Annotated in this window: 12 protein-coding genes and 1 pseudogene; 4 read left to right on the forward strand and 9 right to left on the reverse strand. The window is 43.7% G+C overall.

Annotated features, from left to right (window positions below; all coding sequences use genetic code 11):
- Positions 1–48 precede the first annotated feature (48 nt).
- Positions 49–1,059, reverse strand: a complete 1,011-nt coding sequence (locus CD004_RS01980) for a serine hydrolase domain-containing protein (RefSeq protein ID WP_180321269.1) — start codon at positions 1,057–1,059, stop codon at positions 49–51.
- A 314-nt stretch (positions 1,060–1,373) separates the two neighbouring features.
- Here CD004_RS01980 and CD004_RS01985 point away from each other — a divergent pair, with 314 nt between their 5' ends.
- Complete coding sequence (locus tag CD004_RS01985) at positions 1,374–2,246, forward strand: AraC family transcriptional regulator (RefSeq protein ID WP_102261234.1); 873 nt, start codon at positions 1,374–1,376, stop codon at positions 2,244–2,246.
- Between the two features lie 37 nt (positions 2,247–2,283).
- On the opposite strand, the gene CD004_RS01990 is transcribed toward CD004_RS01985, so the two are convergent.
- Positions 2,284–2,574: a transporter suffix domain-containing protein gene (locus CD004_RS01990; protein WP_102261235.1), complete on the reverse strand. Its 291-nt coding sequence runs from the start codon at positions 2,572–2,574 to the stop codon at positions 2,284–2,286.
- 399 nt (positions 2,575–2,973) lie between these two features.
- Here CD004_RS01990 and CD004_RS01995 point away from each other — a divergent pair, with 399 nt between their 5' ends.
- From CD004_RS01995 to CD004_RS02005, 3 genes are all read left to right on the forward strand, one after another.
- Positions 2,974–3,114 (forward strand): FbpB family small basic protein, encoded by a 141-nt coding sequence (locus CD004_RS01995; protein WP_233434928.1) that lies wholly within the window; start codon positions 2,974–2,976, stop codon positions 3,112–3,114.
- A gap of 22 nt (positions 3,115–3,136) precedes the next feature.
- Entirely contained in the window at positions 3,137–3,904 is a 768-nt protein-coding gene (locus CD004_RS02000) for a TerC family protein (RefSeq protein WP_102261237.1), read from the forward strand.
- 162 nt (positions 3,905–4,066) lie between these two features.
- Positions 4,067–5,392 carry a hemolysin family protein gene (locus CD004_RS02005; protein WP_102261238.1) on the forward strand — a complete coding sequence of 442 codons (1,326 nt, stop codon included), beginning with the start codon at positions 4,067–4,069 and terminating at the stop codon, positions 5,390–5,392.
- A gap of 80 nt (positions 5,393–5,472) precedes the next feature.
- On the opposite strand, the gene CD004_RS02010 is transcribed toward CD004_RS02005, so the two are convergent.
- From CD004_RS02010 to CD004_RS02040, 7 genes and pseudogenes are all read right to left on the reverse strand, one after another.
- Positions 5,473–5,913: a YtoQ family protein gene (locus CD004_RS02010; protein WP_102261239.1), complete on the reverse strand. Its 441-nt coding sequence runs from the start codon at positions 5,911–5,913 to the stop codon at positions 5,473–5,475.
- A 205-nt stretch (positions 5,914–6,118) separates the two neighbouring features.
- Positions 6,119–7,102, reverse strand: coding sequence for a GGDEF domain-containing protein (locus tag CD004_RS02015; RefSeq protein WP_102261240.1), 984 nt, complete (start codon positions 7,100–7,102; stop codon positions 6,119–6,121).
- A gap of 21 nt (positions 7,103–7,123) precedes the next feature.
- Positions 7,124–7,867 carry an EAL domain-containing protein gene (locus CD004_RS02020; protein WP_102261241.1) on the reverse strand — a complete coding sequence of 248 codons (744 nt, stop codon included), beginning with the start codon at positions 7,865–7,867 and terminating at the stop codon, positions 7,124–7,126.
- Between the two features lie 169 nt (positions 7,868–8,036).
- On the reverse strand, positions 8,037–9,197 hold the full coding sequence (locus CD004_RS02025; protein ID WP_102261242.1) for a glycosyltransferase family 4 protein: 1,161 nt from the start codon (positions 9,195–9,197) through the stop codon (positions 8,037–8,039).
- A 165-nt stretch (positions 9,198–9,362) separates the two neighbouring features.
- Positions 9,363–9,887 (reverse strand): phosphatase PAP2 family protein, encoded by a 525-nt coding sequence (locus CD004_RS02030; RefSeq protein ID WP_102261243.1) that lies wholly within the window; start codon positions 9,885–9,887, stop codon positions 9,363–9,365.
- Positions 9,856–11,238 carry a UDP-glucose dehydrogenase family protein gene (locus CD004_RS02035; protein ID WP_102261244.1) on the reverse strand — a complete coding sequence of 461 codons (1,383 nt, stop codon included), beginning with the start codon at positions 11,236–11,238 and terminating at the stop codon, positions 9,856–9,858. The genes CD004_RS02030 and CD004_RS02035 overlap by 32 nt, the downstream gene beginning before the upstream one ends.
- 135 nt (positions 11,239–11,373) lie before the next feature.
- Positions 11,374–11,824, reverse strand: a pseudogene (locus CD004_RS02040) (glycosyltransferase); the annotation flags it as partial.
- Positions 11,825–12,523 lie beyond the last annotated feature (699 nt).

Genomic DNA, 12,523 nt, shown 5'->3' on the forward strand with positions numbered 1-12,523 from the left:
AACACAGGGACGGTTCCATCACAGGAATCGTCCCTGTAGTCTTTTTAATCATAATCTATCTTCAATTGCCTTCATGATATCGAATGCTCCGCTTGATTTGTTGGAGCAAACTACGGCAATGGCTTGCGAAGCTGGATAATAGGCAGAATGGAAGCTGACTCCTGGGTCATAGCCCATCACATGGTATTTCAGAATGTGGTCGTCCTGTTTCTTAATCCAGACACCGTATCCGTAATAGCCTGTTTCATTAACTTGGGCGTGGGAAGTCAGTAGTTTGTGCAAGGTCTCTTCACTTAGTAAAAGTTGACCAAAAAGCGCCTTCCACAGTTTGCTCATGTCTTCTACTGTGACGTACGCTCCTCCGTCAGAACCGCCTTTTACCGGCAGTGAGTAGATATTGGTTTTCCAACTCCCATCAGGAAGGTCGATATAGCCAATAGCTGTGTTCGATGGAAGAGCATCAAAGGAGAAATAACCAGAATCCATCATTCCTGCTTTTTTGAAAATATTTTCTTGTACATACTCAGTGAATTCCGTCCCGGAGGCTTGCTCCACAATCAAGCCCAACAAAATGTAGCCTGCATTATTGTAGTGAAACGCTTCCCCTGGAGTGGATTTCATCTGCTCATTCTGGAACATTGGCAGGAAATCCTTAAGGCTCCTGATGTGATACATCGGCCTCTTAATCCATAACTCCTCAAAATCATCCATGACATCTTCGTCGAAGTAATCAGGTATACCTGAAGTATGAGTAAGCAAATGATGGATCGTGATTCCTTCACTGAAACTAGGAAATTCTATATCAAGACAATCTTTCAATCTTGTATCAAAGCTTAGCCTGCCTTCCTCCACCAGCTGACAAATGGCGATCGCTGTGAAAAGCTTACAGCCAGAAGCGATTCCGAAACGGGTTCCCTGGTTGTTTTTTAATAGGTCAGTCCGATTGGCATAGCCAAAGTTTGCGGTTTCGGCATGGCCGTCCCCATTCAAAAGCATGACAGCTCCTGAAAAATTAACCTTGGACTGAAGCTCATCAATGACTTTTTCTAAGTTTTTCATTATTATCCCCCTAACCATCTCTACTGTAAGGTTAACATTGGAAGATTTTAAAATATAGTAAAATATAACAATTAGGGAAATGGGAGGACTAGCTTTATCATGCTGGGAGCAGGGGTAATCTTCTATCTGGTAAAATGAAGAAAAGAACGAACAGTTGGAAGCAGGGGCCACTTATTGTTCCAAAAAGAATTGAGGACAGAAGTATGGTCCGTCTCTAATGCTTCTATTCCACTTTATCCTGCAAAAGCTGTACGTGAATTGTCGGGTGGGATGGTTTTGGTCCTGTTATTGTTAACGTAGAAGGAGGTCGTTGTATGGATTTGCTGCAGAGTATGAATGAGGCCATGAGGTATATTGAAGAAACCCTTGCCGATGAGATTGATTTTCGCGAAGTGGCGAAGCGTGCTTATTGTTCGGAATACCATTTAAAGAGGATGTTCTCTTTTCTAGCTGGTGTTTCGCTCACAGAATATATCCGAAGAAGGAAGCTTACTTTAGCCGCGTTTGACCTGAAAGACAGCAATGTGAAGGTGATCGATGTTGCGATGAAGTATGGCTACACCTCTCCTGATTCATTTGCCAGAGCCTTTCATGCATTGCATGGGATCACTCCGTCGGAAGCCAGGAATCATGGTCATTCCTTAAAAGCCTATCCGCCGATGACCTTCCAGTTATCAATAAAGGGAGGATCAGAAATGAATTATCGAATCGTCGAGAAGGAAGCATTCCGTATTGTCGGCATCGCGAAAAGAGTGCCGCTGATTTACCATGGAGTGAACCCGGAGATTGCCGAGATGTGGAAGAGCTTGAGTATGGAAAAAATCCAGGAACTGAAGGACCTTTCGAATATTGAGCCTAACGGATTAATCAGTGCGTCTACAAATTTTTCCGAGGGCCGGATGGAGGGGAAGGGAGACCTGGATCATTATATTGGCGCTGCGACAACGAAGGAGTGTCCGGAGCATTTAGCTTCACTTGAAGTTACACCAACTACATGGGCAGTGTTCGAAGCAGTCGGCCCATTCCCTGAGACTCTCCAAAATGTCTGGGGGCGGATTTACTCCGAATGGTTCCCGTCCTCGAGTTATGAACAAGTAGAAGGTCCCGAACTCCTGTGGAACGAAAATAAAGATATGAACTCACCGAAGTATCGGAGTGAAATATGGATTCCGGTCAGATGCAAATAAGGAACTGAATGAAAACGAAGCATAGGGTTCAACGTCCCTATGCTTCGTTTTCATTCTCTTGTTTTTCTTCGTGTTTTTTTCTCCAATTTTTAGGGTTAAAGTACTTTCTGATTTTACCTGCGACTTCTTTTCCGACCATAATCGCTCCAAGCCAGAAGGTAACTTCAGCAAGTACCAGGCTGCTTGTGATACTGATGACCTTCATTTTACCGGGAATCGGTAGAAAAGGAATGCCAAGTGGAGTCACCCAAATAATGAAGGATGAAATAATAAGGATCATTCCAATTGTATATCGTAAAGGTTTTTTATTTTTCGTTTCGGTTTGCATTCTTAACCCCCGGAAAGAGTTTATTTTGATTTTACCATAATCGGCCTGGAAGCACAGGAATGCTGATGAAAGAAGCGTAGAGCCAACTTTTTCAGACTCTCACTTACTTATTGACAGAGTGCTTGTACATGAATTATATTGTACTTACATTAATTGAATAGTTCTCCTAAAGGGGAGTAGCTTTTACAACAGAGTCGTCATTTCGGAGGTCGCGTATCTCCCGGCTTTGTTGGCAACGTTATCGTTGTTAGCAAGACCTTTGCCTATTTTGGTAAAGGTCTTTTTATGTTTCGAAGACCTTTACCATGTCTGGTAAGGGTCTTTTTCTATGTTCAGGCCGGCCACAGACGAATTGGAACTTTCAATAATATGAAACTATTGGAAAGGAGTTGGGTCAGAGTGAAAAAGAAAAAAGTGACTTTTGAGGAATTGCTGAAAGAGAACAGGCGTGAGCTTTTGGAGGATCAGAAGCTGCTTGAAAAAATCGATGAGCGGATTGAAGCCAGGCGCATGGGAGTTAAAAACGGAAACGCATCATAAATTTTAAAAGGGGGAATAGTGATTGGAACTGTCGATTTTATTTGAATATGGTTGGGTATTGCTGCTATTAATTGCTCTTGAAGGATTGCTCGCAGCTGATAATGCATTGGTATTGGCGATCATGGTAAAGCATCTCCCGGAAGAAGAGAGGAAAAAGGCACTATTCTATGGTTTGGCAGGCGCATTTGTTTTTCGTTTTGCTTCACTATTCATCATTTCTTTCCTGGTGGATGTCTGGCAGGTACAGGCAATCGGAGCATTATACCTGCTGTTCATTGCCATTAACCACATAGTCAGGAAGCTTTATTTTAAAAAAGTGGAAGACGAGAACAAATCTACAGATAAAAAGAAATCAGGCTTCTGGGCAACTGTATTTAAAGTAGAACTAGCTGATATCGCTTTTGCGGTTGATTCGATTCTGGCTGCTGTGGCACTGGCGATGACTTTGCCGAACACAAACCTGCCGGAGATTGGCGGAATGGATGGCGGCAAGTTCCTTGTCATTTTTGCAGGTGGATTAATCGGTTTGATTATCATGCGTTTCGCTGCCAACCTTTTCGTGAAATTGCTCCAATCAAGACCAGGTCTAGAAATCGCCGCTTTTGCGATTGTTGGCTGGGTAGGCGTCAAGCTGGCTGTATTGACACTGGGGCATAAGGATATCGGGGTCATCTCTTACGAATTCGCCCATTCTGTTGAATGGAAACTGTTCTTCTACACGGTACTCGTCGGCATTGCAGCCACTGGCTGGTTCATGTCGAAGGAAAAGACTGTCAAGCAAGCTGCTTAAATATGTCAGAAGGATATAATCGGTTTTTGCAAAGAATAGTAGTGACTATCCATTGACTTGAATTGGGGATAAAAGACCGGCAGGGAGAAAAGCTCTTAATGTCCTGACATTTAAATGATGTGATACACTTATGAGAAATAGGTATTTGGAGGTTGATCCCTTTTGGGAACAGAGATAGTGGTATTGTTGATCCTGATTGTCTTGAACGCTTTCTTTGCGGCATCAGAGATCGCGCTGATTTCTTTAAATGACAATAAAGTAAAATTGATGGCTGAAGGCGGTGACCGCAAAGCGCAAATGCTGTACAATCTGATGTCTGAACCAAGCCGGTTCCTCGCGACAATCCAGATTGGCATCACGCTGGCCGGATTCCTGGCGAGTGCGTTTGCGGCTGAAAGCTTTGCTGGACGGATGGCAGCATTTCTAAGCGAAATGGGTGTGCCGCTTTCACAAAGCATGCTGGAATTAGTATCTGTCATTACAATCACTTTAGTGCTGTCTTATTTTACTCTCGTACTTGGAGAATTGGTCCCGAAGCGGCTTGCGTTGCAGAAAGCTGAACCGATTGCGATGTTCGCTGCTGCTCCTTTGACAGTCTTATCGAAGATTTCTTCTCCGTTCGTTAAGTTATTGACGTTATCCACTAACGGAATCGTCAGACTGTTTGGAGTCGATCCAAATGCGGATGAAGAGAATGTAACCGAGGAAGAAATTCGCATGATGGTCGATGTGGGCATGGAAAAAGGGACCATCCAGGATACAGAGAAAGAGATGATTAACAATATCTTTGAATTCGATAATAAGACAATCTCTGATATCATGACCCACAGGACCAATATCGTCGCTCTTTCTGTTGATACCAGCCTGAGAGATACAGTTGCCATAGTCAACAGGGAAAAGTACACAAGAATGCCTGTATATGAAGGCAGCATCGACCATATCGTTGGCATTCTTCACACAAAGGATCTGATTCCGTTCATTGAATGTGAGGATCAGGAACAGTTTAACCTGAGAAGCATGCTTCGCGAACCAAACTTCGTACTGGAATCAATGCGTCTCGATCAGTTATTTAAAGTGATGCAGAAGAGCAATATCCATATGGCGGTTGCGATTGATGAATATGGCGGAACGGATGGAATAGTGACGATTGAGGACCTGATCGAGGAAATCGTCGGCAATATTTTCGATGAGTATGATGAGCCGGAACTTGACGCCGCTGAAATTGTTCAGGTAGATGCAAACCAATATATAATGACGGGTACGCTTAATTTATATGAAGTAGAGGATGCTCTAAAAATAGAACTTCCAAGCGAAGAATATGATACACTAAGCGGATTTGTCCTTGGCCAGCTTGGATATATCCCTGCTGCGGGTGAACATCCAGAGGTTGAATATCAGGATATCGTGTTTACCGTTGCCGAAATGGACGACAGAAGAATTGCTCATGTTAACGTTAGAATAAAAAATTCAGCAATGTCATCTGAATAGTAATGAAAAATGAAGCATAGGAGCGCCTATGCTTCATTTTTATTCAAGGAGCGCAGGAATGTGCACCCATGCTTCTTTTCTTATTCATAAATATAACCGATGACATCCAATGCCTGGTCTACCGTTTCGACCGTAACGTTCGCTTTATTGGATAGTTCTTTCAAAGGATGAATCAAGGATTCGGGTCTGACGATAATCGTTGGTTTGTTCATCGTGATTGCAGCGCTGGCATCCATTGCTGTGTTCCATTGTTTGTACTTTTCGCCGAACAGGGCGATGACGATATCCGATTTTTGCATTAAGACCTGTGTCCTGAAGTTGTTAATATCGGATGCAGCGGCGTCCTTATAAACGTTGCCCGGCTGTTTTCCAAGGATGTCTTCGCCGACATTGTCTGAGCGGTCATGGTTAGTCTGCGGTCCGACGAAGACCAAAGGCAAGTTCTTTTCCTTCGCCTTTTTAGCCACCTGATCTCGCCAATCATCGTGAATCTGGCCTGCCAAATAAACCGTTAATTCCATCGTAACACCCTCCAATTTCAATAGGTTCTTATTCAATCATAGTAAACTTTCCTGAAAATTCAAAGGAATTAGGATGAGCGGGAGTAAACTACTCATTATTGTTTTAAACGGAGCATGGGACGAAACTTGTGCATCCGGAACGGGGAAGTGCCCATTCTTCCATTACAGTGAAAGGCAAGAAGACGGGAATGTCCCCGATCTTTTCTCAACTTAGCGGAAAGCTTTCAGGCACCTTATCTTCGCTCGTAAGGAATACACTTCTGCGGAGTGATTTGCATCGTTTCTTGATTCGGGCTGCTTCCAGGCTAATCTCTTCTATTGTATTGTACGGTTTATGTGTGTTTTGGATGACGGCGATCGATAATCCGACAAGCGGGATGTTTTCGAGAACGCCCATTCTGCTGATTCCATGGATGAACCCCTGCTCAAGTTCTTCTGCCGTGTAAAATCGATGGGTGAACTGCTCGAATCTGTTGATGAGAGTCTGGCATATGGGCTTGAATTCATGATGGGGAAGAATGGCAATAAAATCATCCCCGCCGATATGTCCAATGAAGGATTCCATGCTTATGCTTCTTTTTAACACGGTGTCTTTGATAATCGTCGCCGTATACTGGATCACTTCGTCGCCAAGTTTGAACCCGAATGTATCATTAAATGCCTTGAACAGATTGATGTCTATGTATAGAATAGTGTATTTTTCATAGGAAATGGCTGTCTTGAGTGCATTCTTTATTTCGAAATTACCCGGCAATCCAGTCAGCGGGTTCGAATAGCGGGCAATGCTGATTTGTTCCTCAGCCAATTTCATCAGTAAATTCCGGATACTGACGATGCCGATCAGGCGGTCTTCTTTTGTGACGATGACATAGTCGTATAGATGTTCCTGAGCCCGATCCATAGCCTGGGCAGTCGTTTCAGTTATCGGGACTGAATGATCGACAATAAGGGGGTCAGGAATCATGACAAGATCAATCGTCCTTTTCATGAATAGATCGAACCCATACTGAGTCGATAATTTCTGGTAGAATGCTGTTTTTGTCACCAACCCGATCGGACGGTCATCTGAACAGACCACAACCCCTTCGATTGCTGGTTTTTCCTTGAAAATGGTATAAACGTATTCACATCTAGTTGAAGGAGTAACGACAATTACTTGCTCTGCGATCTCTCCGATCGTCATTTGCATAACGACACCTTCGTTTCATTTTCATATAGGCGCATACAACAGTTGTGGATTTGGCCTTCCTAAAAAATAGCCCTGGCCAAACTGGATGCCTGCTTGTTTTGCGATGGACATTTCTGCTGCTGTTTCAATCCCCTCTAATGTAACGGCTACGCCCTCAGAAATAAAGTAGGCAGAAATCCATTTTAAGAAGGTTTGTTTTTTCACAGATTGGCCAAGGTCGATGGTGAAATACCGATCAAGTTTGACAATGTCCGGCTCAAGTTCCAAAGCAATTTTTAAAGAAGATTGACCTTTTCCGAGATCATCGAGTGCGATCGCGAAGCCCAGTGACTTCAGGTGCTGGGTGACTGCCTTCAGCTTGTCCAGCGACATGACAGATTCCGCTTCATTCAACTCAAAAGTGATCTGATCCGGTTTCAATGAAACATTGCTCATCAATCGATCCAATCTGATTAGAAAGGACGGTTCTAATAGGGTGGACGGAAAGACATTGACAGACAGGCGGGGAGCAGAAGAATGCCTGGACTGGCGCTCGAATGTATGGACGCTATTGACGATGGAAAAAAGATCTAGGTCGAATAAGCAATCCTGCTGCATGGCAAGAGAAAATAACACCTCAGGATTCTTAATCTCGGGGTTTCGAATCAGACTTTCGTAACCAAAAACACAATCATCAAGCAAGCTGTAAATTGGCTGATAGGCATGGTGAACATTAAATAATTGGGAAGAGCGACCTCGTGAAGAATCAAAAAGCATTGCTGTCATAGAGTACCATCCTAAGAGAATTGTTTATAATCCAAATGTACTATTAATATGTTAAAGAATTGTAAGTTTTTCGTTAATTCTATATAAAACATGTTCTGGGTGTGCCCACAGCTACTGGCTGCAAGGATTGGCGCAACTATTTTTTTACAGAAAAAAGGAAGCAAGGGATCTATGCTTCCTTTTTTGCCGGTATGGGAGCAGGGTACTGGTTTGTTTCGATAACTTGTTGATAATGGCTGATAAGGTCATTGAAGATTTTCCCCCATTTTTGGGTTAGGGCGTAGTTTCTGGCTTCGTAGCCCATTTGGATTCTCTTGCTGTCTGATGTGAGAAGACCAGTGACGGCTTCGGTGAATTGCTCAATATCGTGTGGTGTGCATAGTCGGCCTGTCAGTCCGTCCTGGATGATGCTTTTCACTCCTCCTGCATTAGCTCCGATAACGGGTGTCCCGCTGGCAAGGGACTCCAGCACGACGTTTCCGAACGTTTCTGTAGCCGAAGGGAAGATGAAAAGATCGGATGCTGAGTAGACCTCGGCAAGTTGTTCGCCTTTTAGGTAGCCGGTGAAAGTCATGTTTGCAGGTGCTTCTTTTTCGAGTTGTTCCCTCAGTGGCCCGTCACCAACGATTAGCCATTGTACCTTATCGGCAATCTGGGAGGGCATATTTCTAGCAATATCCAGCAGGAGTCCAGCGCTTTTTTCCGGTGCCAGCCTTCCTGCATAAGATAGGATGTATTCCTTTCTAATTGAATAGCGCATCCGGACAGCGAGCTTGTCATAAAAAGGGTGGAACATCTCGCAGTCGACGCCCCTGGGCCATAGCTCCAGATTGCTAAAACCATATTCTGTCAATTGATTCATTGTGTCTGGAGAGGGAACGAAGATTTTCTGGAGGGGGCGGTGGAACCAGTTCATGTATTTCCAGAGAAAGCTGGATAACAAAGTAAGGTCATAAAATTGCAGGTACTGGTCGAAATCGGTGTGGTATGAGCCCACCAGTGGAATATTCATTTTCTTGGCACAATAAATCCCCATCATGCCAAGATTGAACGGAGTCGCGACATGAATGATGTCTGGATTGAATTTTTCAAGTTCGCCTTTGATTTTAAAATAGTTCGGAAATGCAATCCGACATTCTGGATACAGGAAAAAGGATGCGCTTTTAAATCGGTGGATATGGGATGGAACATACTCTTCACTGGGGTTTTCCGGGGCGAACACCTTGACGGAAAATCCCTGTGCCGATAAATAGTCTGTGAATCGTTTCAACGTACGGGCAACTCCGTTGATCTCCGGGTAAAAGGTATCTGTGAAAAATGCGATTTTCATGACAGGCTCCCTCCAATTTTAAAACCTAATTCATACAAGGCCGTTATCAGGTTAATTGTTACCGAATACAATTATCGCATTCTATCTGTCTCTAAAATTAACGCTGATTTTGCACAAAGTTTACGAATGAAGTGTTCGTTCATCATCGTAAAAACCAAGAGACACTCAGAGAAAGAACAAATAGCTGAGAATGCCGGCTGTAGTACCAAGCAGGACACCGACGAGAATATCTGTTGGATAATGAAGTCCAAGGTATACTCTTGAAAGGGCCACCATGCAGGCCAGCGGAATTAAAGCAGCCGATAAAGCTGGCATGAATAATATAACTGGCACGACCAGTGAAAAGATTGCCGTCGTATGTCCGGATGGGAATGAATGGTCCTGCAAGGGGTTCGACGGGAAAAAGGTATTTTCAAGGATGATATACGGTCTCTTTCGCGGGTACCATTTTTTAATGAAATGCACCGGCAGATGGCTGAGAGCTAATGCGACTGCACTTGAGACTGCTGCCTGTCTTAGCTGGCCTCCTGAGAACAGGATCAACAGAAGGATGGATGAAATCGTGAATCGGGCACCGCCCATATGAGTGATCGTACGGAAAAAGGCATTTAGGAATCTGTTTTGATAATGACGGTTGATCCCACGAAAAATCCTTTGATCAGTCTGGTAGAATACTAGTAAAAGTTTCATCGTACCATCCTTCCTTGGCTGAATTTGACCTTGTCTGTGCATGTTCTTCAATATGAGATGGTCTTCCAATTGAAACATAGGTGATTGGGTGCTTGCTTACATCCTTTAGTGAGTAACAATTACGTCCATCGATAATGACCGGGTTCCTCATCAGCTGTACATATTTTTCCAGAGGAAGATGCTTGATGTGATCCCATTCAGTGGCGATGATCACTAACTCGGCACCTGAAATGGCTGTTTGGATATCAGCCGTAAATTCTATCACATTCCCGAAGACACTTCTGGCATTCGGAACGGCAACCGGATCATAGGCGATGACTGAAGCTCCTTCTGCAAGCAGGGTCTTCACAATCGTGAGTGAGGCTGCTTCGCGGATATCGTCTGTATCCGGCTTAAAGGCAAGCCCTAAGACAGCGACTCTCATACCTTCAATTGAATCAAACAATTCCTTTGCCTTTTTAACGGCACATGCCTGCTGGCGATTATTGACCTTGATGACTGCTTCAAGCAGTTCAAATTGATGCTCGACATTGCCTGCTATTTGAACAAGCGCTTTCGTGTCCTTTGGGAAGCATGAGCCGCCGTAGCCAATTCCCGCTTGCAGGAATTGTGGTCCGATCCGTCTGTCTTTTCCGATTCCATAGGCGACTTCTTCAATATTTGCCCCGACTTTATCACAAATAGCAGCGATTTCATTGATGAAACTGATTTTTGTGGCCAGGAATGCGTTAGACGCATATTTAATCATTTCTGCACTTCTAATGTCTGTCTTTACGATAGGAATTTTAAGTGGAAGGAAGACCTGTTCGAGCAAGAGGGCTGCTTCCTCAGATTCTGTGCCAATGATGATTCGGTCACCATGGAAAAAATCATAGATGGCACTGCCTTCACGCAGGAATTCTGGGGTAGAGACCGATTGTGTATTAATATGAACTGGTTTGACACTATTGATGATTTCCATGATTTGCTCGTTTGTCCCCACAGGCACAGTGCTTTTCGTACAAATAATAGAGTCCTTATTGAGGCACAGTCCAATTGTGTAAGCTGCTTCATAGACATGATCAAGATTTGCTGTTCCATCTGGATTTTCTGGTGTGCCTACGGCGATAAAAATGATATCCGCATCCTTATAAGCGAATTCGGAATCTATTGTAAAATGAAGGCGGCCAGCATCCAGATTCTTTTTAAGCATCGGATTGATGCCAGGTTCATAAATTGGTGCACATCCAGATTTAAGCAGGAGTACCTTGTCTTCCCGAATATCCGTGCAGACGACATCATGGCCCATCTCAGCCAGGCATACACCAGTAATCAGTCCAACATACCCCGTTCCAGCAACAGCAATCTTCATCCAATCCCTCCTAAATAGTCTTTATCTTAATCCTAATTCAACAATCTTAAGGCATTCTTGAGTTGTTGTTAAATAAATGTAAAAAAACCACGGTCAAACGAAGCTTAAAGTGAATCTTTTGGACATTCTGTATTATTGCCGAATAGAATCCTGATCATAGCCAGGAGGATAAAGGGCGCAATCGACACCTGCTGGGCATAGCACCGTATTCCGGAAGCCGCGGCGCTTTAGCTGCCGGATGGTTTCGTATGAAGGGACAAAGATCTTTTTGAGTGGTTTGTGAAACCATTTCATGTATTTCCACAGTGAAGCAGATAAAAAAGAAAGATTATAGAATTTCAGGTAATGATCAAAATTTGTATGATAGGAACCAACTGCCTGGATGTTCAGTTTTTTCGAGAGATATAGACCACAAAGTCCCATATTGAAGGGAGTGGCTATGTGGATGATATCGGGTGCAAAAGCTTCAAGTTCTGCTTTGATGCTGCGTACATTCGGGAAGGCAAAGCCGCACTCTGGATAGAGGATGAGGGGGCACCCCATTGATATCAGGGTAGAAAGTATCTGTGAAAATCGCTACTCTCATAAATTAAGCCTCCTGTAGGTTAGAATCCAAATCTTTAAAGCCCATTGTCCCGTTATCCCTATTCTATATGGTGAATATTCAGATTTTTCTTAAGCGAATGTAAAAGTAGTTTTAACTTTTTGTAAGGGTAGTGCGGACACGGATTAATAAACGATTTGTCTCACAGCGTCCCGGAGTTTCTCATAAGAGGGATTGGTGCCCAAAATTCGTTGGTATGGGAAAAAGAGGTCACCAATAAGGGGTATTGGCGCCCAAAATTCGTTGGTATGGGAAAAAGAGGTCACCAATAAGCGGTATTGGCGCCCAAAATTCGTTGGTATGGGAAAAAGAGGTCACCAAGAAAGGGTATTGGCGCCCAAAATTCGTTGATATGGAAAAAAGAGGTCACCAATAAGGGGTATTGGCGCCCAAAATTCGTTGGTATGGGAAAAAGAGGTCACCAATAAACGGTATTGGAGCCCAAAATTCGTTGGTATGGGAAAAAGAGGTCACCAATAAAGGGTATTGGCGCCCAAAATTCGTTGATATGGGAAAAAGAGGTCACCAATAAGGGGAATTGGCGCCCAAAATTCGTTGGTATGGGAAAAAGAGGCCACCAAGAAAGGGTATTGGCGCCCAAAATTCGTTGATATGGGAAAAAGAGGTCACCAATAAGGGGAATTGGCGCCCAAAATTCGTTGGTATGGGAAAAAGAGGCCA

It is taken from the genome of Mesobacillus jeotgali (assembly GCF_002874535.1).
Taxonomy (GTDB): domain Bacteria; phylum Bacillota; class Bacilli; order Bacillales; family Cytobacillaceae; genus Mesobacillus; species Mesobacillus jeotgali.